Annotated in this window: 23 protein-coding genes; 9 read left to right on the top strand and 14 right to left on the bottom strand. The window is 71.0% G+C overall.

What is annotated here, in order from left to right; translation table 11 throughout:
- Positions 1-15 precede the first annotated feature (15 nt).
- A complete protein-coding gene (trmB, locus tag ACFQS1_RS29030) occupies positions 16-687 on the top strand; it encodes a tRNA (guanosine(46)-N7)-methyltransferase TrmB (RefSeq protein ID WP_378974438.1) in 672 nt (223 codons plus the stop codon).
- A gap of 148 nt (positions 688-835) precedes the next feature.
- Positions 836-2,971 carry an ATP-binding protein gene (locus ACFQS1_RS29025; RefSeq protein ID WP_378974435.1) on the top strand — a complete coding sequence of 712 codons (2,136 nt, stop codon included), beginning with the start codon at positions 836-838 and terminating at the stop codon, positions 2,969-2,971.
- 12 nt (positions 2,972-2,983) lie between these two features.
- Here the strand turns inward: ACFQS1_RS29025 and ACFQS1_RS29020 are convergent, their stop codons facing one another.
- Positions 2,984-3,466 (bottom strand): pyridoxamine 5'-phosphate oxidase family protein, encoded by a 483-nt coding sequence (locus tag ACFQS1_RS29020; protein WP_378974433.1) that lies wholly within the window; start codon positions 3,464-3,466, stop codon positions 2,984-2,986.
- Positions 3,467-3,564: 98 nt separating this feature from the next.
- Between ACFQS1_RS29020 and ACFQS1_RS29015 the strand changes: the two genes are divergently transcribed.
- The 3 genes from ACFQS1_RS29015 (at position 3,565) to ACFQS1_RS29005 (ending at position 7,543) form a co-directional block, all read left to right on the top strand.
- Entirely contained in the window at positions 3,565-5,565 is a 2,001-nt protein-coding gene (locus ACFQS1_RS29015) for a heavy metal translocating P-type ATPase (RefSeq protein WP_378974527.1), read from the top strand.
- Between the two features lie 45 nt (positions 5,566-5,610).
- The gene (locus tag ACFQS1_RS29010) at positions 5,611-6,171 is read left to right on the top strand and encodes a winged helix-turn-helix domain-containing protein (RefSeq protein ID WP_378974430.1); all 561 of its coding nucleotides are present in this window, start codon (positions 5,611-5,613) and stop codon (positions 6,169-6,171) included.
- A gap of 130 nt (positions 6,172-6,301) precedes the next feature.
- Complete coding sequence (locus ACFQS1_RS29005; protein WP_378974428.1) at positions 6,302-7,543, top strand: MFS transporter; 1,242 nt, start codon at positions 6,302-6,304, stop codon at positions 7,541-7,543.
- Between the two features lie 206 nt (positions 7,544-7,749).
- Here the strand turns inward: ACFQS1_RS29005 and ACFQS1_RS29000 are convergent, their stop codons facing one another.
- Positions 7,750-8,184: an HIT family protein gene (locus ACFQS1_RS29000; protein WP_378974425.1), complete on the bottom strand. Its 435-nt coding sequence runs from the start codon at positions 8,182-8,184 to the stop codon at positions 7,750-7,752.
- A gap of 54 nt (positions 8,185-8,238) precedes the next feature.
- Between ACFQS1_RS29000 and ACFQS1_RS28995 the strand changes: the two genes are divergently transcribed.
- Together ACFQS1_RS28995 and ACFQS1_RS28990 are read left to right on the top strand one after the other, a co-directional pair.
- Complete coding sequence (locus ACFQS1_RS28995; RefSeq protein WP_378974423.1) at positions 8,239-8,835, top strand: MarR family winged helix-turn-helix transcriptional regulator; 597 nt, start codon at positions 8,239-8,241, stop codon at positions 8,833-8,835.
- 29 nt (positions 8,836-8,864) lie between these two features.
- Positions 8,865-9,515, top strand: coding sequence for an MBL fold metallo-hydrolase (locus ACFQS1_RS28990; protein ID WP_378974420.1), 651 nt, complete (start codon positions 8,865-8,867; stop codon positions 9,513-9,515).
- On the opposite strand, the gene ACFQS1_RS28985 is transcribed toward ACFQS1_RS28990, so the two are convergent.
- From ACFQS1_RS28985 to ACFQS1_RS28965, 5 genes are all read right to left on the bottom strand, one after another.
- A complete protein-coding gene (locus ACFQS1_RS28985) occupies positions 9,502-9,627 on the bottom strand; it encodes a hypothetical protein (RefSeq protein ID WP_378974418.1) in 126 nt (41 codons plus the stop codon). The genes ACFQS1_RS28990 and ACFQS1_RS28985 overlap by 14 nt on opposite strands.
- A 70-nt stretch (positions 9,628-9,697) precedes the next feature.
- Entirely contained in the window at positions 9,698-11,488 is a 1,791-nt protein-coding gene (gene ggt / locus ACFQS1_RS28980; RefSeq protein WP_378974416.1) for a gamma-glutamyltransferase, read from the bottom strand.
- Between the two features lie 33 nt (positions 11,489-11,521).
- A complete protein-coding gene (locus ACFQS1_RS28975; RefSeq protein WP_378974413.1) occupies positions 11,522-13,453 on the bottom strand; it encodes an ABC transporter ATP-binding protein in 1,932 nt (643 codons plus the stop codon).
- The gene (locus ACFQS1_RS28970) at positions 13,450-15,225 is read right to left on the bottom strand and encodes an ABC transporter ATP-binding protein (RefSeq protein WP_378974410.1); all 1,776 of its coding nucleotides are present in this window, start codon (positions 15,223-15,225) and stop codon (positions 13,450-13,452) included. Before ACFQS1_RS28970 ends, ACFQS1_RS28975 begins: the two co-directional genes overlap by 4 nt.
- A gap of 57 nt (positions 15,226-15,282) precedes the next feature.
- On the bottom strand, positions 15,283-16,728 hold the full coding sequence (locus ACFQS1_RS28965; protein ID WP_378974407.1) for an alpha/beta hydrolase: 1,446 nt from the start codon (positions 16,726-16,728) through the stop codon (positions 15,283-15,285).
- A gap of 77 nt (positions 16,729-16,805) precedes the next feature.
- Here ACFQS1_RS28965 and ACFQS1_RS28960 point away from each other — a divergent pair, with 77 nt between their 5' ends.
- Complete coding sequence (locus ACFQS1_RS28960; protein WP_378974404.1) at positions 16,806-17,921, top strand: PQQ-dependent sugar dehydrogenase; 1,116 nt, start codon at positions 16,806-16,808, stop codon at positions 17,919-17,921.
- A 95-nt stretch (positions 17,922-18,016) separates the two neighbouring features.
- Here the strand turns inward: ACFQS1_RS28960 and ACFQS1_RS28955 are convergent, their stop codons facing one another.
- The 4 genes from ACFQS1_RS28955 to ACFQS1_RS28940 all read right to left on the bottom strand — a co-directional run bounded on the left by ACFQS1_RS28955 (position 18,017) and on the right by ACFQS1_RS28940 (position 21,078).
- On the bottom strand, positions 18,017-18,196 hold the full coding sequence (locus ACFQS1_RS28955) for a hypothetical protein (RefSeq protein ID WP_378974401.1): 180 nt from the start codon (positions 18,194-18,196) through the stop codon (positions 18,017-18,019).
- Positions 18,197-18,354: 158 nt separating this feature from the next.
- A complete protein-coding gene (locus ACFQS1_RS28950) occupies positions 18,355-18,663 on the bottom strand; it encodes a hypothetical protein (RefSeq protein WP_378974399.1) in 309 nt (102 codons plus the stop codon).
- A gap of 13 nt (positions 18,664-18,676) precedes the next feature.
- Complete coding sequence (locus ACFQS1_RS28945) at positions 18,677-20,368, bottom strand: sodium:solute symporter family protein (protein ID WP_378974396.1); 1,692 nt, start codon at positions 20,366-20,368, stop codon at positions 18,677-18,679.
- 41 nt (positions 20,369-20,409) lie between these two features.
- Positions 20,410-21,078, bottom strand: coding sequence for a TetR/AcrR family transcriptional regulator C-terminal domain-containing protein (locus tag ACFQS1_RS28940; RefSeq protein ID WP_378974394.1), 669 nt, complete (start codon positions 21,076-21,078; stop codon positions 20,410-20,412).
- A 92-nt stretch (positions 21,079-21,170) separates the two neighbouring features.
- Between ACFQS1_RS28940 and ACFQS1_RS28935 the strand changes: the two genes are divergently transcribed.
- Positions 21,171-22,343, top strand: coding sequence for an FAD-dependent monooxygenase (locus ACFQS1_RS28935; RefSeq protein WP_378974391.1), 1,173 nt, complete (start codon positions 21,171-21,173; stop codon positions 22,341-22,343).
- 106 nt (positions 22,344-22,449) lie between these two features.
- Here ACFQS1_RS28935 and ACFQS1_RS28930 read toward each other — a convergent pair whose 3' ends face one another.
- From ACFQS1_RS28930 to ACFQS1_RS28920, 3 genes are read right to left on the bottom strand one after another with little or no spacing between them, the layout of a single operon-like run.
- A complete protein-coding gene (locus ACFQS1_RS28930; protein ID WP_378974389.1) occupies positions 22,450-23,250 on the bottom strand; it encodes an alpha/beta fold hydrolase in 801 nt (266 codons plus the stop codon).
- On the bottom strand, positions 23,250-23,909 hold the full coding sequence (locus tag ACFQS1_RS28925; RefSeq protein WP_378974386.1) for an HAD family hydrolase: 660 nt from the start codon (positions 23,907-23,909) through the stop codon (positions 23,250-23,252). Before ACFQS1_RS28925 ends, ACFQS1_RS28930 begins: the two co-directional genes overlap by 1 nt.
- Positions 23,906-24,772 (bottom strand): LLM class F420-dependent oxidoreductase, encoded by an 867-nt coding sequence (locus tag ACFQS1_RS28920; RefSeq protein WP_378974384.1) that lies wholly within the window; start codon positions 24,770-24,772, stop codon positions 23,906-23,908. The genes ACFQS1_RS28925 and ACFQS1_RS28920 overlap by 4 nt, the downstream gene beginning before the upstream one ends.
- Positions 24,773-25,012 lie beyond the last annotated feature (240 nt).

Here is a 25,012-nt window from a genome sequence, read left to right as displayed (position 1 = left end):
TAGGCTTGAGCGACCATGACCGACACCGCCGACCGGCATATCCGCACCTTCCACCCGCGCCGGGGCCGGCTGGGCCCTCGCCTGGCCGACGCGCACGCCGAGCTCTGGCCGCTTTTCGGCGTCGCCGTCGAGGACGGCGACGGCACCCCGCTCGATCTCGCCGCGCTCTTCGGCCGCTCGGCCCCGGTGGTGCTGGAGATCGGTTTCGGCATGGGTGACACGCTGGCCGCGATGGCCGCCGCCGACCCCGGCCGCGACTACCTGGGCGTCGAGGTGCACACCCCCGGCATCGCCAATCTGCTGGCGAAGATCAAAGATCAAGACCTGCATAACGTACGGGTGGCCCGCGGCGACGCCATCGATCTCCTCCACAAGGTCGCCCCCGCCTCGCTGGACGCGATCAACGTCTTCTTCCCCGACCCGTGGCCGAAGGCCCGTCATCACAAGCGCCGCCTGATCCGTCCCGGCAATGTGGCCCTGCTCGGCGAGCGCCTCCGGCCCGGCGGCATCCTGCACTGCGCCACCGACTGGCCGCACTATGCGTCCGCGATGGCCGAGACCCTCGACGCCGCCGCCTTCCTGCACCGGGTGGACGCCGACCGGGCCGGCCGCCCCGAGACCAAGTTCGAGCGCCGCGGCACGGCGGCCGGCCGCCCCATCGCCGACCTGCGATACGCCCGCTCCTGACGCGCGCAACGCGCTACAACTCCACAAGATCCGTGCCGGGCGGCGCGCCAAGTCGTCGCGAACATGCGCGCGCCGACCGGCGGCGTACCTGTCGGTTTGGCGGTTTTGGCGGTCTTTCTTCCCTAGGCTGGAAAGCCGGAGGTAGGCCATGCGGCGTGAGGACCCCGGCCCGGACGCCGGACCGTTGTGGGGCGCCCGGGCCCCGACGACGGTCGCGGGCGGGTTCTCGTGGCGGCCCGGCGTGCTCGAGGAAGGCATCCTGAGCACCCCGGCGGAGCTGCACCGCGGCGTGCTCACCAGCGGGGCGGCCGATCAGCTCGCGGCGCTGGTGGCCCGGGCCGCGCACGCGCCGGTCGGGCTGATCAATTTCGCGCAGGGCGGGCGGCTGCGGCTCTACGGCGGGTGGGGGCTGTCCGGGAGCTGGGACGAGGTCGCCGACGTGCCGATCGCGGATTCGCTGGCCGAGATCGTGCTGCGGACCGACGCGCCGGTGCTGATCGCCGACCTGACCGCGGACGACCGGGTGCGCAACGGGCGCAGCGGGGCCTATCTGGGGCATCCGATCCGCGACCCGCACGGTGCGGTGCTCGGCATCTGCTGCGCGTGCGACCACGAGCCGCGCTCGTGGACCGCCGACGAGGTGGCGGCGGTCGCCGAGGCCGCGCAGGTGTGCACGCTGCTGATCACCGAGCAGGTGGCCCGGCACGAGATCGACCAGCAGCGCCGGTTTCTCGACGCGGTGCTCGACAGCCTGCACGACGGGGTGACGGCGTGCGACGCGGACGGTCGGGTCGTCTTCGTCAACGAGCGGATGCGGGCCATGTGGGGCGAAGGGGGTCTGCCCGACGACCGCATGCCCGACGGGCTCACCGATGCGGGCGGCACGGCGATCACCCGGGCCGACCTCGCCATCTTCCGGGCGCTGCGCGGCGATCACCTGCGCGACGAGGAGGTGATCCTGCACGGCTCGGACCGGCGCACCCGCCACTACCTGGTCGACGCGCACCCGATCACCGGGCCGGACGGGCACACGGTCGGGGCGGTGCAGGCCGTGCAGGACGTGACCCGCCGCCGGCGGGTGGAGCGGTTCCGCACCTGCGAGCTCGCGGTCACGACGGCGCTCGCCGAGGCCCCGAGCGTCGAGGCGGCCGGGCCCCGCGTGCTGGAGGCCGTGGTCGGCACCCTCGACTGGGTGCATGCGGAGTTGTGGCTGGTCGACGACGCCGCGGGGGTGGTGCGCTCGGCCGCCCGGTGGAGCGCCCCGGGATGGCAGGCCGACATCGACGTGCCGGTCGATCTTCCGTACGGGATGGGACTGGCCGGCCGGGCCTGGCAGGTTGGCAAGCCACTGTGGATCCGGGACGTCGGTCAGCCGCAGAGCCTCATCTCGGAGGCGACGGCCAGGAGCTCGCGGCTGCACGCGGCGCTGGCCGTGCCCGTACGCGAAGGCTTTGAGACTCTCGGTGTTCTGACGGTTTTCGCGGACACCGTCGAAGACCCGGAGGACGAGCTGCTCGCCCTGATGGCGGGGATCGCCGCGCACATCGGTCAGTTCGTGGAACGGCGTCTCGTCGACGACCTGCAGCGTCAGTTGAACCGCTCGAAGAACGAATATCTCGCGCTGATCGGACACGAGCTGCGCACCCCGCTGACATCCATCAGCGCCTATACCGAACTGCTGCGCGAGGCGGACGAGCGGACACTGGTCGCGGAGGGGCCGCGGCTGCTGGAGGTGATCGACCGGAACACCAATCAGCTTCGGCACATCATCAACGAGTTGATGGAGTTGTCCGCATTGGACGCGGGCCACGCCGACATCCAGCTCGCGCCGATGGATCTGGCCGAGGTGGTACGGGATTCGCTGGCGAAGGCGCGTGCGGCGGTGGACGGGGCGCCGCTGGTGATCGAGGAGGAACTGCCCGAACAATTGGTCCTGCCCGGGGATCGGAAACGGCTGCGTCAAGTCGTCGACAACCTGCTCGGGAACGCCGTGAAATACAGCCCCGACGGCGGCCACATCAGGGTGACGCTCAAGGCGGCGGGCCGGGCGGCGGAACTGGCGGTCACGGACACCGGGCTGGGCGTGCCGGCGGACGAGCGGGAAAAGATGTTCACCGGCCTCTACCGGACCAGCCGGGTCCGGGACAAAGCGATTCCCGGCACCGGCTTGGGGCTGACGCTGAGCCGGGCGGTCGTGACCCGGCACCACGGCAGCATCGAGCTGGTGGAGACCGACGGCGCGGGCACAACGGTGCTGGTGCGGCTGCCGATGGACGCCCGCTGACCGGGGTCACCGCTACGCCGCATAAACCGTCATCCAGTGCGGCCGCAGCCGGTAGTAGACGACCTCGTTCTCCCAGTCGAAGGCGTCCTTGCCGTAGTGCTCCCGCAGATATTCGAGCAGTTCCGGCCAGTCCTCGCCGGACGGCTTCACCTCCTCGGCCGTGCCATGCGTGAACACGCCCAGCTCCTCGCCGCGCATGTGGGCCGCGCTGGCGGCCGGGCGGGCGGCCAGGTGGCGGGCCTTCGCGGCGGTGCGCGCGGTGCCGAAATGCCACCTCCCGTGCAGGAAGTGGCCGTCGACGCCGCTGATCCGGGGCTCGCCGGACGCCGTCACGGTCGACAGCGCCAGCGTGCACATGCCGGTCAGGGTCGCCACGAGATCCGCGGCGGTCATGGTGCGGCCGGCCACGATCGAGCGCAGGTGGGCGGTCGACCGGGCCAGCGAGGCGTCGAGCAGGTCCTGCAGGGCGGCAAGTTCCTCCGGCGTTTCGCGCATCCGGTCACCATATCGGCCTGCGTCCCGCGTCACTCCGGGGTTGGCTAATACCCCCTAGGGGTATATGTTGCAGGCGGAGGTGGACGTCGATGGAGCACATGGAGCACGCGGAGCACATGGGGCACGGCGAGCACGCCGAGCACGGGCACGGCCAGTACGCGGGGCACGATCCCGAGATCTTCCGGCGGAAGTTCTGGCTGAGCCTCGCGCTGACCGTCCCGATCATCGTGACCAGCGAGATGGTCATGGACTGGTTCGGCTACACGCTCGCTTTCCCGGGCATCGCCTGGGTCGGCCCGGTCCTCGGCACGATCGTCTTCTGGTACGGCGGGTGGCCGTTCCTCACCGGCGGCCTGCACGAGATCCGCGGTCGCGGGCCGGGCATGATGCTGCTGATCTCGATGGCGATCACCGTCGCCTACGTGGCGTCGATGGCGACCAGCTTCGGCTGGTTCGACCTCGACTTCTGGTGGGAGCTCGCGGCCCTGGTCACGATCATGCTGCTCGGCCACTGGCAGGAGATGAAGGCGATCGGCCAGGCCCAGGGCGCGCTGAGCGCGCTGGCGGCGCTGCTGCCGGACGAGGCCGAGCGGCTCGGTCCCGGCAGCGACCCGACCACGGTCGCGATCGGCGACCTGCGGGTCGGCGACACCGTGCTGGTGCGCTCGGGCGGCCGCGTGCCGGCCGACGGGACGATCGTCGACGGCGCCGCGTCGCTCGACGAGTCGATGATCACCGGGGAGTCGCGCCCGGTGTCGCGCGGGATCGGCGAGCGCGTGGTGGCCGGGACGGTGGCGACCGACTCGGCGCTGCGGGTCGAGGTCACGGCGGTCGGCGACGACACCGCGCTGGCCGGCATCGGGCGCCTGGTCGCCCAGGCGCAGGAGTCGCGGGGGCGGGCGCAGGTGCTGGCCGACCGATTCGCCGCGCTGCTGTTCTACGTCGCCGCCGGGGCCGGCCTGATCACGTTCCTGACCTGGTGGGCGGTCGGCGATCTCGGCCAGGCCGTGGTGCGCACGGTGAGCGTGCTCGTGATCGCCTGCCCGCACGCGCTGGGCCTGGCCATCCCGCTGGTCATCGCGATCTCCACGGCCCTGGCCGCCCGCAACGGCATCCTGGTGAAGGACCGGCTCGCGCTCGAGCGGATGCGCACGGTCGACGCCGTGCTGTTCGACAAGACCGGCACGCTGACCAAGGGCGCGCACAAGGTCACCGGCGTCGCGGCGGCGGCCGGCCGCACCGAGGACGAGGTGCTCACGCTGGCCGGGGGCGTCGAGGCCGACAGCGAGCATCCGCTGGCCCGGGCGATCGTGGCCGCCGCGCCGCGGCGGATCACCGCGTCGAGCTTCGAGTCCTTGACCGGGCGCGGGGTGCGTGCGCTGATCGACAATCATCCGTACGCCGTGGGCGGGCCGGCCCTGCTGCGCGAGTGGGATCTCACCGTCCCCGACGAACTGGGCAAGGCGGCCGAGGAGTGGTCGCGCCGTGGCGCCGCGGTTCTGTACCTGATCGCCGACGCCGAGGTGATCGGCGCGTTCGCGCTCGAGGACGAGGTGCGCCCGGAGGCGCGGGACGCGATCGCTTCGTTGCGCCGCGAAGGCGTACGCGAAATCTTGATGATCACCGGGGACGCGAAACCGGTGGCCGATGCGGTCGGCAAGGACCTCGGATTGAATGAGGTCTTCGCCGAAGTGCTGCCGGCTGACAAGGACCGTGCGGTCGCCGACCTGCAGGCGCGCGGGCTGCGGGTGGCGATGGTCGGCGACGGCGTCAACGACGCGCCCGCGCTGGCCCGAGCCGACGTGGGGGTGGCGATCGGGGCCGGCACCGACGTGGCGATCGAGTCGGCCGGGGTGGTGCTGGCGTCGTCGGACCCGCGCGGGGTCACCGGCGTCATCCGGCTGTCCCGGGCGTCCTATCGCAAGATGGTCCAGAACCTGGCGTGGGCGGCCGGCTACAACGTGATCTCCATTCCGCTCGCCGCCGGGGTGCTGGCCTGGGCCGGCTTCGCGCTGAGCCCGGCGGTCGGCGCGATCCTGATGTCCGCCTCGACGATCGTGGTCGCCCTCAACGCTCAACTGCTGCGGCGAGGTTTCTAGGATCGGCACTTGCTAGAGAACTCTTTATAAAGCATTCTCTAGGGTATGACCGATGAGATCCGGCTGACCGAGGCGACCTCGCTGCGGGCGTACGCGCATCCGCTGCGCCTGCGGTTGATCGGCCTGCTCCGGGCCGAGGGCCCGATGACCGCGACCCAGGCCGCCGCCCGGCTCGGCGACACCGTGCCGAACTGCTCGTTCCACCTCCGGCAGCTCGCCAAGTACGGTCTCGCCGAGCGGGCGCCCGGCGTCGACGCGCGCGAGCGGCCGTGGCGGGCCACCGCGCAGTACACGTCCTGGGACCACGATTCCGACGATCCGGCCGTACGCGCCGCCGCCGACCAGCTCAGCGCCACGATCGTCACCGAATACGCGCGCCGGGCGCAGGAATACCTGACGACCCGCGGCGACGAGCCGGCCGAGTGGCGGCGGGCGGCCGGCCCCGGCGACGTGCTGGCCCACGTCACCGCGGAGGAGCTGGGCGAGCTGATGGCGCAGATCGACGCGCTGATGTCCCGCTACGACGACCGGCTCACCGATCCGTCGCGGCGGCCGGCGGGCTCGCGGCCGGTGCAGATCATCCGGATGGCGGTGCCCCGTGACTGACACCGCTCCGGCCGCTTCGCCCGCCCCGCCCACTTTGGCCGCTTCGACCGCGGCCTCCGCTTCGCCCTTCCCGCCCGCCGCCTCCGCTTCGCCCTTCCCGCCCGCCGCCTCCGCTTCGCCCTTCCCGCCCGTGGCCTCCGCTTTGCCGGCGGCCTCCGCGCCGCCCGCTCCGCCCCTGCTCCGCCGGGCCCCGTTCCGCCGATACTGGTCGGCGCAGACCGTCTCGCTCTTCGGCGACCAGATCACCGTGCTCGCCATGCCGTTGCTGGCCGTGCTCGCGATCGGCGCCGGCCCGGCCGAGATGGGCTACCTGACCGCCGCCGCCCTGGCGCCCAACCTCGTCTTCTCGCTCCCGGCCGGCGCCTGGGTCGACCGGTACCCGCACAAGCGCCGCCTGATGATCGCCGCCGATCTGGGCCGGGCCGCCCTGCTGCTGGCCGTACCTTTCCTCTGGTGGAGCGGCTCCCTCACGCTGGCCATCCTGTACGCGATCGCGTTCGGCACCGGCACGCTGTCGGTGCTCTTCGAGGTGGCGCACAGCAGCCTGTTCGCCTCGCTGGTCGAGCGCCCCGACTACGTGCGCGCCAACAGCCTCGTCAACGGCAGCCGCGCGATGTCCTACGTGGCCGGCCCCAGCGTCGGCGGCCTGCTCGTCCAGATCTTCACTGCGCCGTTCGCCCTGCTGGTGGACGCGGTCACCTTCGCGGCGTCGGCCGGCTTCCTGGCCCGGATGAGGGTCGCCGAGCGCCGCCCGCCGACCGCGGCCGAGAGCGGCGGGATGGCCGCCGGCATGCGCTTCGTGCTCGGCTCGCCCGTCCTGCGCGCCATCCTGCTCGGCACCTCGACGTTGAACCTCTTCAACTACATCTTCGCCGCCCTGTTCGTCCTTTACGTGACGACCCAGCTGCACGTCTCCCCCGGCCTGCTCGGCCTGATCACCGGGGCCGGCGCGATCGGCGGCCTGCTCGGCGCGGTGCTGGCCGAGCGCGTCGCCCGCCGCGTCGGGATCGGCCCCGCTCTGATCGCCGGCATGGTGATCTTTCCCGCGCCGCTGATCCTCGTGCCGCTGGCCACCGGGCCCGGGCTGCTGTTCGTCGCCGAGTTCATCGCGGCCCTAGGCATCATGCTGCTCGACATCGCCGCCGGCTCGGTGCAGACTGCGGCCACCCCGCACGAGCGCCTGTCGGTCGTGTCCGGCTTCAAGCGAACCGTCAACTACGGCATCCGCCCGATCGGCGCGGTGCTGGGCGGCGCTTTGGGTGCGGCGATCGGCGTGCGGCCGGCGCTGTGGATCGCCACGGTGGGCGCCTTGCTCGGCGTGGTGTGGGTGGTGCTGTCCCCGCTGCGGACCATGCGGGAGCTACCCACCTGACCCGCCCCGGGCGCTGCCGTCAGCGCCCGCTTGCCGCAGCGCCGTCGGCCTGCTCGAGCGCGGCGCAGCCGGCCATCCGCGCCGCCGTCGACCTACTGCGCCGCCGTCGACCTACCGCGCCGCCGTCGACCTACCGCGCCGCCGTCGACCTACCGCGCCGCCGTCGACCTACCGCGCCGCCGTCGACCTACTGCGCCGCCGTCGGCCTACTCGAGGGCGGCGCGGATGGCGAGAGCCAGCTCGTCGCGCTCGGCATCCGGCAGCGCATGCTCGGGGTCCAGATAGCCGAACACGGCCGGGCCGCGACGGTCGGCCGGCTGATCGGGCATCCGGGGCACGATGTGGAAGTGCACGTGGGCGAAGCCCTCCTTCTCGGCCAGCTGCATCACATACGTCTTGGCGCAGCCGGTCACCGCATGCAGCGCCCGCGACAGGCGCACCTGCCACAACCCGAGCGTGGCCGCCTCCGCGTCGGTCAGCTCGGCGATCGATGTGACGTGCCGGCGCGGCAGCAGGACCAGCCAACCCGGCAGCGCGCTGTTGAAGTCGTGCACCACGCGCCATGACTCGTCGGCGGCGATCCGCTCGCGCGGTGGCAGCTCGTCGAATCGGGCGTCGTTGCGGCAGGCGTAACAATCCACAAGGCACAAGCTATCGCGTACGACGGATGCACAGCAACACTGTATTATCGCCGAATGGAGGACATCGCCGAGGAATTGCGGGTCGCGATCGGGCGGTTCGTGCGGGCCACCCGCGAGGGCGCCGACTCGCTGCCGCCGATCCGGGCCGAGGCGATGGGATATCTCAGTCGCGAGGGCCCGATGAGCATCGCCGAGCTGGCGGCATATCGCGGTGTGCGGCATCAGAGCATGAGCCGCGTCGTCGGCGACCTCGAGGCGCTCGGCTTCGTCGCCCGTGCGCCCGATCCGGCCGACGCGCGCGCCTTCGTGATCACGCTGACCCCGGCCGGCGAGTCGGCCCTCCAGGCCGATCGGGCGGCCCGGCGCGACTGGGTGGCGGCCGCGATCGAGGCCCGGCTCACGCCGGCCGAGGGTGCGATGCTGCGCGCCGTGCCCGCCCTGCTCCACCGCCTCGCCGGCTTCGGCGACAAGCGAAGGCCCGAGGGCTCCGGCGACAAGCGAGGGCCCGAGGGCTCCGGAGAAGGGCGAAAGCTCGGGAGCTCCGGCGATGGGGGGAAACTCGGGAGCTCCGGCGACGGGGGAAGGCTCGGGGGCTTCGGCGACAAGCGAACGCCCGGGGACTCCGGCGACGAGCGAAAAGGTGTACAGTAGGGCTGTACATCTCGGAAAGGGGAAGGGCCGTGGAGCTCACCAAATACGCGCACGCCTGCGTGGCGCTGGCCAAGGGCGGCCGCACGCTCGTGATCGACCCTGGCACGTTCACGCCGGATGCCGCGCGGGCCGTGGCCGGGGCCGAGGCGGTGCTGATCACGCACGACCACTTCGACCACCTCGACGAGGGCGTGCTGGGCGCGGCGCTGCGAGAACAGCCCGAGCTGCGGGTGTGGGGCCCACCGGCCGTGCGGGAAAGGCTCGGTGACCACGACGGCCGCGTGACCGCGGTCGCGCCTGGCGAAAAGCTGGAGGTCGCGGGGTTTGCGGTGGTCACCGTGGGCGGCCGGCACGCGCGGATCCACGAGGACATCCCGCAGATCGACAATGTGGGGTACGTGATCGACGGCGCGGTCTACCACCCGGGCGACGCGTATTTCGTGCCGGATGTGCCGGTCGCGACGCTGTTGCTGCCGACCAGCGGGCCGTGGACCAAGTTCGGCGAGGCGGCCGACTTCGTGCGCGCGGTCCGGCCGGAGCGGGTCGTGCAGATCCACGAGCTGATGCTGAGCCCGCTGGGGCAGAACTCGGTCGCCAGGCTGCTCGGCGAGGACGGCCTGACCGGCCTGCCGATCGAGCAGCCCGCCCCCGGCGCCACCATCGCCGTCACCGCAGTTTGATGGCGACCTCGGCGCGCCACTTGGTCCTCATGCGCTCGGTGCGCGGGTCGGTGAGGTACGCCTCGTAACGGCAGGCGAAGCGGTCGCCCGCGGGGTTCTCCACCACATCCATGCGACCGATCTCAGCACGTCGGGTCCGGCCCCGGCGCGGACAACACGCGCCGGGGCCGGCGAAAACGGCGCTATCGGGTGGGATGGACGACGGCTGCCGCGCCGCCGCCGCGGCGGACCGGCTCGGCGGTGGCGATGATGCCGCCGTGGCGGGTGAACTCCATGGCGGTCGCGGCGCCGAGCTCGGGCGTGTCGGCGCCGAAGGAGTGGCCGAGCGCGGTCAGCGCCTGGCCGTAAGCGGTGTGGAACGCCGGCTCGGCCTGGATGCCGGCGCTGTTGCGCTGGGACGCGCGCGGGGCCGCCATCGCGGCCGGCAGCGGCATGTCCAGCAGCAGGCGGTTGACCAGGATCTGCAGCACGGTGGTGATGATCGTGGCGCCGCCCGGCGAGCCGAGGGCCAGGAACGGCTTGCCGTCCTTGAGCACGATCGTGGGCGACATCGAGCTGCGCGGCCGCTTGCCGGGGCCGGGCAGGTTGGGGTCGGGTGCGGTGCCCTGCGTGCCGGCGAAGTTGAAGTCGGTGAGCTCGTTGTTGAGCAGGAAACCGCGGCCGGGCACGACCATCGCGTTGCCGCCGGTCTGCTCGATCGTCAACGTGTATTCGACGACGTTGCCCCACTTGTCGGCCACGGTCAGGTTAGTAGTGCTCTGGCCCTGTTCGGTGGGTCCGCCCACAATGGCCGGCGTGCAGCCGGAGGCGTTGATGTCGCCGGGCGGAACCGGCTTGGTCAGCGCCGTCGCGGGCGAGATCTGGCAGGCCCGCTGCCGGGCCCAGCGGTCCGAGACCAGCTTTTTCAAGATCCGATCAGACGTGTACGCCCCGACGTAGCGTCCCCGGTCGGCGAACGTCAGCGCCGACGCCTCGAGGTAGTAATGCAGAACCTTGGTGGCGTCGGCGCCGGAGAGCCCGCTCTGCTCGAGGATGTTGAGCGCCTCGCTCACGGCCGTGCCACCGCTGGACGGCGTGGACATGCCGTAGACGGTGAGCCCGTGGAAGCCGGACCGGGTCGGGGCCGGCCGCCGCACCCGATAGGTAGCGAGGTCGCGCTTGGTCAGCTCGCCGGGCCGGATCGGATATGCCCACGTGCCGATCGGGTGCGCTGAGACCGACGGGTGCTGGATGGTTCGGATGATGTCGTCGCCGACCGGGCCGCGGTAGAACACGCCGGTGCCCTTGCGGGCGATCAGCCGGTACGTGTCGGCGAGGTCGGGGTTGCGCAGCATCGAGCCGACCGCGGGCGGCTGCCCGCCGGGCAGGTAGATCGCACTGGTCGCGTCGAACTGACCGAACGCGGCGGCGTTGTCGGCGACCTGCTGGTGGAACGTGGCGTCGACGGGGAAGCCGCGGTCGGCGACCCGGGCGGCCGGCTGCAGCAGGCTCCCCAGCGACCGGGTGCCCCAGCTGCGGGCGGCGGTCTCCCAGGTGGCGAGCGTGCCGGGCACGCCGGCCGAGAGGCCGCTGACCCGGGCCTCCTGGAAGTCGAAGGGCTGGCCGTCGGCCGGGTCGATGAAGTACGTCGAGGTCATCGTGGCCGGGCCGGCCTCGCGGCCGTCGATAGTGGAGACGCGGTGGTGCCGGGCGTCGTAGTAGACGAAGAACCCGCCGCCGCCGATGCCGGACGAGAACGGCTCGGTGACGCCGAGGGTAGCGGCGGCCGCTACCGCCGCGTCGACCGCGTTGCCGCCGTGGCGCAGGACGTCGAGGCCGACCGCGGTGGCCGTCGCATCGACCGTCGAGACGGCGCCGCCGTAGCCGATCGCGGTGGGGCCGAGGGCGGCGGTGGCGGGCGGGGACGCCGTGGCGGGCGCGGCGAGAAGTGTCGACGTCAATAACACTGCTGCTGAAACCGGCAAGATCCGCATTGATCCTCCGAGTGGCTGGGCAGAGGCAGGTGTCTATCCCTGCCTACCAGAACTCGCGGCCCACGTCTCGAACATGGCGGCATATCGACCGCCGGCCCGGACCAGATCGGCGTGCGAGCCGGACTCGACGATCCCGTGGTCGTCGACCACGATGATCCGGTCGGCGCGCATCGCCGTGGAGAGCCGGTGCGCGACCAGGATCGCGGTGCGCCCCTGCAGCAGCGCGTCGAGCGCCGCCTCCACCCGCAGCTCGGAGCGCAGGTCGAGGCTCGAGGTGGCCTCGTCGAGCACGACGACCCGCGGCTCGGCGAGGAACGCGCGGGCCAGGGCCAGCAGTTGCCGTTCGCCGCTCGACACCGACTGCCCGCGCTCGTGCAGCGGGGTCTGCAGGCCCTCCGGGGACCGCTCGACGAGCTCGCGCAGGCCGACCGCGTCGACCGCCGCCCAGACCTCCTCGTCGGTGGCGTCCGGGCGGGCGAAAGCGATGTTGTCGCGCAGCGTGCCGGCGAAGAGGAACGGCTCCTGCGGCACGACGCCGATCTGGGTGCGCAGCGAGGCCAGCGTGACATCCCGCAAGTCATAGCCATCAATGGTGATATGTCCGGATGAGGGATCGTAGAAGCGGGTCACCAGCTTGGCCAGCGTCGACTTGCCGGCCCCGGTCGGCCCCACGCAGGCGACGGTTTCCCCGGGCGCGATCCGCAGGGATAGATGCGACAAGACCGGCCGGGAGGGCAAATATCCGAAAGTGACATCGGCAAAGACGATCTCGCCAGCCACCAAGGGCAGCACGACGGCGCCAGGAGACTGCCGGACAGACGGGGAAGTTTCCAGCAAAGCCCGGATTTTCCCGATCGCCGCCTTCGCCTGCTGGTACTGGGTGTAGAGCTGCACCAACTGCTGGACCGGCTGGAAGAACGCGTTGATGTACAGCACGAACGCCGTCAACTCGCCGATGGTCAGGGTGCCGCGCAGCACCATCCGGCCGCCGACGAGCAACAGGATCGCCATCGCGATCAGCCCGATGACCGACGTGCCGGGCCCGTAGATCGCGTTGATCCGCCCGGTCCAGTCGTTGGCGTCGCGATAGGCGCCGACCACCGACCGGTGCGCCACGACGTTCCGCTCCTGCCGGTTGTGCGCGGTGACCACCCGCACCCCGTTCAGGCTCTCGGAGAGGTCCGCGAACATCGCCGCGATGGTGTCGCGCTGCCGGTTGTAGCCACGGTCCGCCGCGTACCGGAACCACAGCGACGCGGCCGTGAGCGGCGGCACCACAATGACCAGCGTCAGGATCGCCAGCGCCACGTTGTAGTGGAACAGGATCGCGGTCACCACGACCATCGTCAGCCCCTGGATGAGGAACTGGGCGAACCCGTCCTGCAGCAGACTTTGCAGCGACTCCACGTCGGAGGTCATCCGGGTCATGGTGACGCCGGCCTTCTCGCGCGTGTAGTAGTCCAGCGACTGCCGCTGGAGGTGCGCGAAGATGCGGATCCGCAGGTCGCGCGTGGCCGACGCGGCGAGCAGGCCGCTCTTGCGCATCCGCACCGCGGTGGCCAGCCCGGTGAAGATCACGGCCAGCATGAAAAGGATCGTCGCGATGACCAGGACGCGCAGGTTCTTCGCGGCGATCCCGTGGTCGATGCCGACCTGGACGAGGTACGGACCGGCCTGCAGCAGCAGCGTCTCCACCAGGATCGCCAGCGACGCGGCCACCAGCAGCCCGGGCCGCCGGATCAGCAGCCGGCCGATCGACACCCGCCCGCCCGAGTCGCCCGCCGGGTCGAACGGCGCGTGCGGGTCGCCGTGATCGGGCTCGGTCGCCTCGAGCTTCGCGACGCCGGCGGCGAGGTCGGCCGGAATTCCCGCGAACGGCGCCCCACTGTCCTTCCGCCCCGCCGCGCCGGCCGCCGGTCGCCCGCCGACGCTGAAGCCGCCGAAGCCACCGCCGAACATGCTCATGCGGACACGTCCTCCGCCGAGGACGTCGCCGCCGCGAGGACTTCGGCATAGCGAGGTTCGGACGCCAGCAACGACGAGTGCGTCCCGTCGGCGATCACCCGGCCGTCCGCCATCAGCACGACCCGGTCGGCGAGGCTGATCGTGGAGAGCCGGTGCGCCACGATCAGCGTGGTCCGGCCCCGCATCCGCTCCCTGAGCGTGCCGTGGATCCGCTGCTCGACGCCCACGTCGATGGCGCTGGTCGCGTCGTCGAGCACCAGGATCGGCGGGTCGACGATCAGCGCCCGCGCGATCGCGATCCGCTGCCGCTGCCCGCCGGACAGGGTGTAGCCGCGCTCCCCCACCACGGTCTCGTAACCCTCCGGCAGCTCGAGAATGAACTCGTCGGCGCCCGCGGCCACCGCCGCTTCGATCACCTCGCGGCGGGTGGCGTGCGGCCGGCCGTACGCGATGTTGTCGTGAATCGAAAGGGAGAACAGGAAGGGCTCGTCCGGCACGATGCCGACCTGCTCCCGCAGCGCGGACAGCTTGATCTTGCGAACGTCGATGCCGTCGATGGTGATGCGGCCCGAGGTCACGTCGTAGAAGCGGGCCGCGAGCCGGCCGAGGGTCGATTTCCCCGAGCCGGTGCCGCCGACGACGGCGACCGTTTCCCCGGCTTTGAGGGAAAGGTTCAGGCCGTCCAACGCCACAGTGCCATTCGGGTACGCGAAGGAGACGTCAGCAAACACAAGATCGCCGCGCAACGGCCTCTCGACCGGGTGCGGGTCGTCCCGAATCTCGCTCGGCGTGTCGAGGATCTCGTAGATCCGGCGCGCCGACGCGGACGCGCGCTGACCCATCATGATCATCATGCCGAGCAGCCGGAACGGCGGCTGCAGCATCAGGACGTAGGAGTTGAAGGCGACGATCGTGCCGACCGTGGTGTTCCCCTCGATCACCATCAGCCCGCCGACCAGCAGCACCAGCGCGAGGCCGAGCCGGGGCAGATTGTCCAGCAGCGGGTTCCATCGGCTGCGGATGCGCGCGTCCTGCAGGTAGGCCCAGCGGATCCGGTCGGCGCTCTCGGCGAGCGTGCGCAGCTGGCGCCCCTCGGCCGCGAACGCCTTCACGATGCGTACCCCCTGGATGTTCTCGTCGACGACGGTGGCCAGCTGGGCGAGCCGGGCCTGGATCAGCCAGGACACCGGGAAGATCGCCTTGCGCATGCTGACGCCGAGCACCCCGATGATCGGCATGGTCACCATGGCGACGATCGCGAGCGGCACGTTGATCGAAAGCATGAGCACGAACGCGACCACCGCGATCAGGCACTGCACCAGGATCGACGGGCCGAACGAGAGGTACATCTGCACGGCCCGCACGTCGGAGGCGGAGCGCGACATCAGCTCGCCCGACTGCACCCGGTCGTAGAAGCCGAACGGCATCCGGACGAGGTGGGCGTAGACGATGTTGCGCAGGTCGTACTCCATCTCGTACGCCGTGCGCAGCAGGTAGAGGCGGGCCAGGTAGTTGATCAGGCCCTGGAGCAGGGCCAGCCCGACGATCGCCAGGACGTACGTGGCGAGCCGGCCGGTGCGCTCGACGATCGCGTCGTCGATGCCGATGCGGACGAGGTTGGGGATCTGCACCTGCACGATGAGTCCCACGAACGACAGCACCAGCGAGGTGATCAGCAGGCCGCGATGGGCCTTGACGAGCGGCAGCGCACGGCGCAGCCAGCTCTTGCGGACATCCGGATCGATGGACGCCTTGGGCGCACGCCGGCTCAAGCAAAGCCTCCCGGGAAGCGGCAGAGGTACTTAGCTTGGCTAACGATACAAGCGCCCTCAGAGCACGCCAAACGGTTTTGGCTCGACCGCCGGACAGGTGGCGCCCGCGGCCGGACGGGTCAGACCGATGAGGTACGCGTCGGCCGCGCCCGAGACGCAGCTGCTGTGGTCGTAGACGACGTGCCCCCAGCCCTCGTAGGTGACCAGGCTGGCCAGCGGTCCGAGCTGCCGGGCCATGCGCTCCGCCCATTTGTACGTGGTGGCCGGGTCGTGCCGGGAGCCGATCAGCAGCACCGGCGGCGTGCCGGGCGGCGGGGCGAACCGCTTCTGCGGGTTCGGCGGCGCGGCGGGCCAGCCCAGGCAGGCCGCCACGGAATTGATCGCCAGCGGCGAGGCGATCATCTGCGGGGCCCGCTCGCGCAGGACCGCGAGGCGGCGGCGCAGGTCCGGGTAGCCGGTGATCGGCAGGTACCAGTCCGAGCAGATCACCGGCGGGAAACTGTGGTCGACGATGTCCACCGGCGGCAGGGGCGCCGCCCGGCCGGCCGGCGCGGCGGCGTCCCGCAGGTAGTAGGCGAACGAGTACCACTCCGGCTGGTAGAACGCGGCGAACGCGACCGTGGTGAGATCGGCCACGTTCAGCTTGTGCGGCCGGTCGTACGGGTTCTCCAGCGTGCCGGCCGCGGCCCGCTCGAGCAGCTTGTGCCAGAGCGCCGGAATGTCCTGACCGCGCAGGACGCAGGTCTGGTCGCGGGCGCACCAGGCCACGAACTCGTCGAAGGAGTCCTGCGCGGCGTCGGTCTCCTGCACCAGAAAGGTGCCGACGCTGACGCTGTGGTCCATCACCCCGTCGAGGACCAGGGCGCGCAGGTGGTCCGGATAGTTCTGGGCGTACTGCTCGCCGATGAGTGAGCCGTACGACGCGCCGTAGAAGCTGATCTCGTCGGCGCCGAGGGCGGCGCGCAGCGCGTCGACGTCGCGGACCACGCTGAGGGTGTCGACGTGGCCGAAGACCGGGCCGGTCCGGGCCGCGCAGTCGGCGGCGAGGCGGCGGTTGTACTCGATCAGGGCGGCGTACTCGCGTTCGTCCGCGACGAGCGGTGACGGCTTCTGGTCGACCAGGTCCTGCGAGCACAGGACCGGGGTGCTGCGGCCGACTCCGCGCGGGTCCATGCCGACGATGTCGAAGTGCTTGCGCAGCTCCTCGCTGAAGAACGCGGGCGCGTCGAAGGTGAAGTTCACGGCCGAGCCGCCGGGCCCGCCCGGGTTGACCACCAGCGTGCCGATCCGCTGGGCCGGGTCGAGGGCGGGGCGGCGGGCGACGGTGAGCATGATGCTGGGGCCGAGCGGATTCGACCAGTCCGCGGGGACGCGCATGGTGCCGCATTGGACCGTCGCGTCCTCCGGGCACGCCGCCCACTGGATCGTGGACGGGGTCGCCACGCTTTCCCCGTACGGGAAAAGCAATGTCACGACCGTGACCGCCGCAGCCAGAGCTCGCACCGCGATATCGTCGGACGAATCACGATCGCCGGTCTGGCGAATGGGTGAAGTTCGCCGGGCCGTGGCACGGTGGACCGATGACCACCGGCTCACGCACGCGCCTGCTCGCCGTCGCGACCGGCGCGGCCCTTCTCTCCGCCTGCTCGGACACGCCGTCACCGTCGCCACCTCGCGCCGAGGCCACCGTGCCGTCCGCGCCGTTCGTGTCGGCGTTCGTCACCCCCGCCGCACCCGGCGCCCCCGATCTGAGCAAGCCGCAGACGATCGTGAGCGGGCTGGAGGTGCCGTGGGGGCTCGCCTTCCTGCCGGACGGCAGCGCGCTGGTGAGCGAGCGCGACAAGGGTGACATTCTGCGTATCCCGGTCGGCGGCGGGGACCCGCAACGGGTCTACCAGATCGCCGAATCGCGGAGTGGGGGCGAGGGCGGGCTGCTCGGGCTCGCGGTCTCACCGACCTACGCTCAGGACCAATTGGTGTACGCGTATTACACCGCCGCCGACGACAACCGGATCGCCCGCTTCAAGCTGTCCGACAAGACGCCCACGGTGATCTTCGACGGGATCAGCAAGGGCGGCCGGCACAACGGCGGGCGGCTTGCCTTCGGCCCCGACGGGATGCTCTACGTGGGCACCGGCGACGCCAGCGACGGCGACCAGTCGCAGGACCCGAAGGACGTGAACGGCAAGATCTTGCGGCTGACCCCGGCCGGGAAACCGGCGCCGGGCAACCCGACGGCGGGCTCGCCGATCTGGTCGATGGGCCACCGCAACGTGCAGGGCCTGGCCTGGACGGCCGACAAGACGATGTACGCCATCGAGTTCGGGCAGAGCACCTGGGACGAGGTCAACATCATCGAGCCCGGCAAGAACTACGGCTGGCCCGAGGTCGAGGGCAAGGGCGACAACCCCCGGTTCGCCAACCCGATCGTGCAGTGGCGCACCGACGAAGCCTCGCCGTCGGGGGCGGCGATCGCCGGGGACACGCTGTACGTGGCGGCGCTGCGGGGCGAGCGGCTGTGGAAGGTGCCGCTCGGCGGCGGCTCCCCCACCGCGTCTTTCCAGGGCGAATACGGCCGGCTGCGGACGGTGGGGATCGCTCCGGACGGCGCCCTGTGGCTGACCACCTCGAACCGGGACGGCCGCGGCGATCCGCGTTCGGGCGACGACCGGATCCTGCGATTCCCCGCCTCGTAGCCGGAGATGGCCCGGTCCGTTGACGGCTCACGGACCGGGCTACCTCTTCGGCGGGATCTGGCTCTTCGGTGGGGGTCTGGTTCTTCGGTGGGGGTCTACTTCTTCGGTGGGATCTGGGGGAGGGCCGAGATCGCGGTGGCGTACTGCGCGATCTGCCGCCCGTTGGGGACGACTCCGACGGCACGGAGCTGATCGTGGATCGCCTGCGCAACCGCATCCTCGGACTGCCCGCGATGCGTCTGCGCGACCTTGTTGATGACGTAGTCGATTCTCACTTGTGCCTGCCAGCCGGCGGGACGGCTACCGCCGGAAGTGGCGAAGCTGACTGAGGCCAGTGGTTCCATGCCCTGTCTATCGGAAGCTCGGGGCCGCCACTGGAAGATATGCGGAACCTGTGCAACCGAATCGCACCGGCCGGGCACCGGTCCGGCCATCATTCCGGCCCGGCCTCCCCCTTTTCCGGGCCTGGGGCCGCCTCCGGCGGGTTCAGCTTTTCCGGGCCCGGGGCCGCCTCCGGCGGGTTCAACCGCAGCCAGAGCAGCATCAACAGGCCCAGCACGAGCATGGCGATGCCCATCCACAGGTTGATGCGCACGCCCTGCGCCTTGTCGATCTCGGCCGGCGAGTCGAAGATGCCCAGCAGCGTGACGATCACGCCGTAGACCACGAACAGGCCGCCGATCACCCGCCGCACGTCGAACAGGCGCGCGACCTTTGTCTCCTTGCCGGAATCGTTGGTCATCGCGGCTCTCCTCTCACCAGACCGGGATGTACAGGACGACGGCCAGGATCAGGGCGATCGCGCCGAGCAGCACCGGGTTGCGCCACCAGACCTTCTCGCCGGCCAGGATCGCCTCGCCGGTGTTGCCCTCCAGGCCGTACACCAGGCCACGCAGCTCCTCCTCGCGTTTCGACGGGGTGAACTGGGTGACGATGACGGCCACGATCACGGCCACCACGAACGCGGCGCCCGCGCCCCAGAAGCTCTCGTCGAGGTCGGAGTTGAAATGCAGCACGTCGGTCAGGTGCAGGATGTAGAGCGTCAGCGAGGCCACGAAGCCGAGCACCAGCGACCAGAAGCCGGCCCAGGCCGACATCCGCTTCCAGAACATGCCGACGATGAAGGTGGCGAACAGCGGGGCGTTGAACAGCGAGAACAGCGCCTGGATGTAGTTCATGATGTTGCTGAAGCCGGCCGCGATGAACGCCGTGCCGATGCCGACGATGACGCCGGCGATCGTCGCGATGCGGCCCACCCGAAGGTAGTACTCGTCGCTGCGGTCCTTGCGGATGTAGCTCTGCCAGATGTCGTACGTGAAGACCGTATTGAACCCGGACACGTTGGCCGCCATGCCGGCCATGAACGAGGCGAGCAGGCCGGTCACCGCGACGCCGAGCACGCCGTTGGGCAGCAGGTCGCGCATGAGCAGCGGGATGGCGTAGTTGTACTGGAGCTCGCCGGACTCGGCGCCCAGCCCTTTGACCGTCACCAGCGCGATCAGGCCGGGGATCACCGTCACCGCGGGAATCAGCAGCTTGGGGAAGGCGCCGATGATCGGGGTCCGCCGGGCGGCGTTGTTGCTCTTGGCCGAGAGCGCCCGCTGCACCTCGGCGAAGTTGGTGGTCCAGTAGCCGAAGGACAGCACGAAGCCGAGGCCGAAGATGATGCCGATCCAGCTGGCGCCGAGCGGGTTGTCGGTGCTGCCGGTGTTGGCCCAGGTGTGCAGGCCGGCCTCGCCGAGCGGGCTCTGCCGGACCTTGTCGAACAGGCCGTCGATGCCGCCGACCTTGACCAGGCCGACGATCGTGATCGGGATCAGGCCGGCCAGGATCACGAAGAACTGCAGCACCTCGTTGTAGATCGCCGAGGAGAGGCCGCCGAGCGTGATGTAGACCAGCACGATCGCGGCGCCCAGCATGATCGAGACCCAGAGCGGCCAGCCGAGCAGCGCCTCCAGGATCAGGGCCAGCGCGTACAGGTTGACGCCGGCGATGAGGACCTGGGCGACCGCGAAGCTGATCGCGTTGAACAGGTGGGTGCCGTTGTTGAACCGGCGGCGGAGGAACTCGGGGACGCTGCGCACCCGGGAGCCGTAGTAGAAGGGCATCATCACGATGCCGAGGAAGACCATCGCCGGCACCGCGCCGACCCAGTAGTAGTGCAGGGTCATCAGGCCGTACTGGGCGCCGTTGGCGGCCATGCCGAGGATCTCGAGCGCGCCGAGGTTGGCCGAGACGAACGCCAGGCCGGTCACCCAGGCCGGCATCGATCTCCCGGAGAGGAAGAAGTCGCTGCTGGACTTGATCGCGGCGCGGGCGGCGAAGCCGATGCCCAGCACGGTGACGAAGTACAGAGCGAGGATCAGATAGTCGAAAATGTCGAGGTCGAGCCGGAGTCCGCTCGCCGCCAGCACATCCACGGGCCACCTCCCAGGCGAAGTCGCCATCGACTACCCGGCATGAATGGATTTCACACGCATTGCGGCGGTCACCCGACGGACGCTCTTTGCTCGAGGAGGCACTCCAGGCCGTCGAGGATGCGGCCCAGGCCGAAGGCGAAGGCGTTGTCGGCGCCGCCATGAGCGGCCACGTCGGAGATCGCGGCAACGACCGCGGGATAGGTGGCGGCGTGGTCGCGCAGGATCATGCCCATCGCGGCGGTCAGATCGCTCTCGGCGACCTGGCCGACGATCATCCGGACGTGACCGGCGATGGTGGCCACGGTGTCGAGCCGCTCGGCGCCGGACAGGCCGGGCGGGAGGACGCGCAGCGCGCTCTCCATCCACGCCATCTCGCCGGGACCGATCGGGCGGCGGCCGCTGCTGGCCTCGAGCGCCCAGGGATGGCCGGTATAGGCCGCCAGGAGGGCGGTGGCCCAATCGGTCAGCGCCTCGCGCCACGGATTCCCGAGCCGCGGCGGGTGCGCGAGCGCGCGCTCCAGCATGGCGGCGACCATCTCGGCCTTGCCGGGTAAATAGCGATACAGCGACATCTTCGTGTAGCCCAGGTCGGCCGCCACCCGCTGCATCGACACGGCCGCGAGGCCCTCGGCATCGGCGATCGCGATGGCCGCATCGGCGATCTGGTCGAGGGTCAGCGCCGCCTTGGGCCCGCGGGTCGGCCGGGGGCGGGGAGCCCAGAAGAAATCCGCTGTCATGTTGCCATCCCTTCAAACAGCGTCTACCGTACACAGAAATAACCGAGTCCGTCAGACACAGTTTGCGGCAGACACAGTTTTTGGGGGAGATCGTGAAGGTCCTCATCTCGGGCGCGAGCATCGCCGGGCCAGCCTTGGCCTACTGGCTGGGGCGGTTCGGCTTCGAGCCGACCATCGTCGAGGTGGCGCCCGAGTTGCGCACCGGCGGCAGCGCGGTCGACTTCCGCGGGCCGCTGCACATGGGCGTGCTCGAGCGGATGGGCGTGCTGCCCGCGCTGCGCGGGCTGCAGACCGGCGGCACCGTCATGCGGTTCGTCGACGCCGATGGCGAGCGGCTCATGGAGTGGCCGGCCGGGCTGGCCGGCGGCGACCTCGAGGTGCAGCGGGGCGATCTGGCCCGCGTCCTCTGCGACGCCGGCCGATCGACCGAGTTCCTCTTCGGCGACCGCATCGCCGCGATGACCGAGACACCGTCGGGGGTCGAGGTGACCTTCGCGAGCGGCCTGCAGCGGGCCTTCGACCTGGTGATCGGCGCCGACGGCGTCCACTCCGGGGTGCGGCGGCTCGCGTTCGGCCCCGAGGAGCAGTTCGTGAAGCACCTGGGTTACTACGTCGGCGGCTGGGACGTGCCCAACGAGTGGGGTCTGGATCGCACGATGCTGCTGCACAACGAGCCCGGCCGCATGATGAGCATCGGCGGCGACCACCAGCACCCCGAGCGGGCGGCGGCGTTCGTGGCCTTCGCCTCTCCCCTGCTGCGCTACGACCGGCACGACCGCGACGGGCAGAAAAAGCTGCTGCGCGAGCGGTACGCCGGCATGGGCTGGCTCGCGCCGCAACTGCTCGACGCCCTCGACGCCGCTCCGGACGTGTGGTTCGACCAGATCTGCCGGGTCGACGTCCCGCAGTGGACCAAGGGGCGGGTCGCGCTGGTCGGCGACGCGGCGTGCGGCGCCACCATCGGCGGGCAGGGCAACGGCACGGCGGTCGTCGCGGCGTATGTGCTGGCCGGCGAGCTCGCGGCGGCCGGCGGCGACCACCGGGTGGCCTTCCCGGCGTACGAGAAGCGGATCGGCAAGTTCGCCCGCGGCACCCAGAAGGGCGGCGACACCACCGGCAAGTTCCTGGCGCCCAAGTCCGCGACCGGCATCCGCGCCCGCAACTACCTGAACAACCGGAAGTGGTTCATCGACCTGACCTTCAAGATCGCGGCCGACCGCAGCACCAACATCGACCTCCCCGACTACGCCGCCCTGCGGGCCTAGTGCGGTGTCCGTTGACGCCGACCGGTCGCCGCTTCCAGCGGCTGCGCCGGCTGCCGGCCGGGTCCGAGCCGGGACCGGAGGTTCGCCGGCACGCGGAAGGCCTCCGTTACGGCTGGGAGAGCGCCTCGTCGATGGCCGCGCGGGTGCCCTCGGGGTCGGTGACCCAGGGGAAATGGCCGGCGTCCGGCAGCCAGATGATCGAGGCGTTCGGCAGCCAGTCGGCGAGCACGTGCGGGGCGGCCAGGCCGGTCACCACGTCCCGGTCGCCGGCGATGATGGTGACGGGCACGCCGACCGCGGCCAGGTCGCCGGGGTCCAGGGTGCCCGACCAGAAGTCCTCGTGACCCGCGACGACCTCCGGGCGGCGGGCGTGCTCCCGCACCGCCGGGGTGTCGGCGCCGTAGACGAGCGGCATCAGCGCCGGGTCGGGATCCCCGTCGTCGGTGTCGGCGTCCCAGGCGGCCTTCGCGGCGGGATACCAGGGCTCCGCCGAGAACCACCTCTTCACCAGCACGTCCTGGTTGGGCTCGTCGGCGCCGAGCGGGATCGGCCGGCGCGACGGGGTGAGCAGCACGAGCCGCGAGACGCGCGAGGGGTATCGGGCGGCGTAGGCGAGGACGGGCCACGCCCCGGCCGAGTGCCCGAGCAGGTCGAGGCGGTCCTCGCCGAGGGCCAGCCGCAGCCGCTCGAGATCCTCGGCGAGATCGGTGAAGGCGTGCGACGGCGCCGGCTCGGAGCGGCCGGCGCCGCGCGGGTCGAGCAGCAGCAGCGTGCGGTGCACCCCGCCGAGGTCGTCGAGGTATCCGCCGGGCCGCCCCGGGCCACCGGGCTGACAGACCAGCAGCGGCCCGTCGCCGCGCAGCTCGTAATGCAGCTCGGTACCCGCGGCCGACCGGAAGACCCCCATCAGCGCAGCCTATCGATCTCTTCCACGGTCAGCGCGCCGATGTCGGGGACGACGAGGCTCGCCTTCGCGATCGCGTCGGCGGCGGGCGGGTAGACGCCGTGCGGCACCGCCACCACCGCCAGCCCGGCCGCGGCGGCCGAGCGCAGGCCGTTGCTCGAGTCCTCCACCGCGGCGCAGGCCGCCGGGCGGAGGCCGAGCTTCTCGGCCGCGGCGAGATACACATCGGGGTACGGCTTGCCGCGCGGCACCTCCTCGGTCGACAGCGTCACCTGGAACGCGTCGCGCAGGCCGGCCGTGGCCAGCACCTGATCGATCAGGATCCGCGCCGAGGAGCTGGCGAGCGCCAGCGTGAAGCGCTCGCCGATCCGGCGGACGGCCTCGACCGCGCCCGGGATGAGCGGCAGATCGGCGCGATACCGCTCGGCCATCCGGCCCAGCACGTCCGCCGCCACCTGCTCGGCGGTGCGCGGCACGCCGACCTCCTCGGCCAGGTGCCGCGACCACTCGCCGGTGCTCATGCCCATCATCCGGTCCTGGCTGTCCGGCCGGAACTCGCGGCCGTGCTCGGCGACGTATCCCCGGCGGACCTCCTCCCAGACCTCCTCGGAGTCGATGATGACCCCGTCGAGGTCGAAGACCACCGCCCGGATCGTGCTCACAGCTCCGCTGCCGCGGGGATGATCTCCTTCTGGAAGATCTCGAACTGCTTGGTGTCGTACACGTTGACCATGCTGCCGTGGGCCTGCTGGAAGCCCATCGCCGCCAGCCCGCGAAGGCCCTCGATGATCTCGGCCGGGCTCTTCGTGGTGAGGTCGTAGTGGAACATGACGGTCTTCTCGATCTCGTCGTAGTCCCGGCCCACGTTCTCACAGTGCTGCTTGAGCACCTCGAGCTTGTGCCCGGCCTCGGGCGAGGCGAACAGGTTGCAGGCGTCGGCATACTTCGCGACCAGCAGCAGGGTCTTCTTCTCCCCGCCGCCGCCGATCAGGATCCGCGGGCCCGGCCGGCTCAGCGGCAGCGGCGAGTTGAGCAACCGGCCCAGCTGGTAGTGCTTGCCTTGGTACGGCGTCTCGTCGCCGGCGAACATCTGCTTGCAGATCTGCAGGGTCTCCTCGAGCCGCTCGAAGCGCTCCTTGGTCGAGGGGAAGAAGAGGCCGAGGCCGCGCGACTCGTCCTCGTTCCACGCGGCGCCGATGCCGAGCAGGGCGCGGCCGCCGGAGAGCACGTCGAGGGTCGTCACCGCCTTGGCCAGCAGGCCCGGGTCGCGGTACGTCACCCCGGTGACCATGGTGAACAGCTTGGCGTTGCGGGTGTGGGCGGCGAGATAGCCGAGCGCGGTGTACGCCTCGAGCATCGCGTTCTCCGCCGGGCCGACCCCGCGGATCTGCCAGACGTGGTCCATCACGCTGATCCGGTCGAAGCCGGCCTCGTCGGCCGAGGAGGCCACCTCGGCGAGCGTCGGGCCGAGCCGGGGCGCGTCTCCGGGCCAGGTGAAGTTCGAGATGTGCAGGCCAAGTTTCACTGACCGATTCCTTCCGCGAGGACATTCACGGCATCTGCTCCGCAACAGACACGACCCTATCGCTTTCTCCCCCGAGTTGTACGCACAGTAGCCGCTCGGCTAACAGATACGGTCCGTGATCGCCGCCCGGGAGGTCCGGTTCGGTCCGTCGAGCGGCCGCCACTCCACCGTTCCGATGAGTTGCGGTTCCGTTGCCGACCGGTAGCTTCGAAGATCAGCAGTTCACCGTGAGGAGCACCG

Source organism: Paractinoplanes rhizophilus, assembly GCF_042664765.1.
Taxonomy (GTDB): Bacteria; Actinomycetota; Actinomycetes; order Mycobacteriales; family Micromonosporaceae; genus Actinoplanes; species Actinoplanes rhizophilus.
This window is presented reverse-complemented; position numbering and strand designations above follow the sequence as displayed.

Bases quoted from the DNA above. Each gene is read 5' to 3' on its own strand.
- trmB (WP_378974438.1), top strand. From the start codon at position 16: ATGACCGACACCGCCGACCGGCATATCCGCACCTTCCACCCGCGCCGG.
- ACFQS1_RS29025 (WP_378974435.1), top strand. From the start codon at position 836: ATGCGGCGTGAGGACCCCGGCCCGGACGCCGGACCGTTGTGGGGCGCC.
- ACFQS1_RS29020 (WP_378974433.1), bottom strand. From the start codon at position 3,466: ATGCGCGAAACGCCGGAGGAACTTGCCGCCCTGCAGGACCTGCTCGAC.
- ACFQS1_RS29015 (WP_378974527.1), top strand. From the start codon at position 3,565: ATGGAGCACGCGGAGCACATGGGGCACGGCGAGCACGCCGAGCACGGG.
- ACFQS1_RS29010 (WP_378974430.1), top strand. From the start codon at position 5,611: ATGACCGATGAGATCCGGCTGACCGAGGCGACCTCGCTGCGGGCGTAC.
- ACFQS1_RS28995 (WP_378974423.1), top strand. From the start codon at position 8,239: ATGGAGGACATCGCCGAGGAATTGCGGGTCGCGATCGGGCGGTTCGTG.
- ACFQS1_RS28985 (WP_378974418.1), bottom strand. From the start codon at position 9,627: ATGGATGTGGTGGAGAACCCCGCGGGCGACCGCTTCGCCTGCCGTTAC.
- ggt (WP_378974416.1), bottom strand. From the start codon at position 11,488: ATGCGGATCTTGCCGGTTTCAGCAGCAGTGTTATTGACGTCGACACTT.
- ACFQS1_RS28975 (WP_378974413.1), bottom strand. From the start codon at position 13,453: ATGAGCATGTTCGGCGGTGGCTTCGGCGGCTTCAGCGTCGGCGGGCGA.
- ACFQS1_RS28960 (WP_378974404.1), top strand. From the start codon at position 16,806: ATGACCACCGGCTCACGCACGCGCCTGCTCGCCGTCGCGACCGGCGCG.
- ACFQS1_RS28950 (WP_378974399.1), bottom strand. From the start codon at position 18,663: ATGACCAACGATTCCGGCAAGGAGACAAAGGTCGCGCGCCTGTTCGAC.
- ACFQS1_RS28945 (WP_378974396.1), bottom strand. From the start codon at position 20,368: ATGGCGACTTCGCCTGGGAGGTGGCCCGTGGATGTGCTGGCGGCGAGC.
- ACFQS1_RS28940 (WP_378974394.1), bottom strand. From the start codon at position 21,078: ATGACAGCGGATTTCTTCTGGGCTCCCCGCCCCCGGCCGACCCGCGGG.
- ACFQS1_RS28930 (WP_378974389.1), bottom strand. From the start codon at position 23,250: ATGGGGGTCTTCCGGTCGGCCGCGGGTACCGAGCTGCATTACGAGCTG.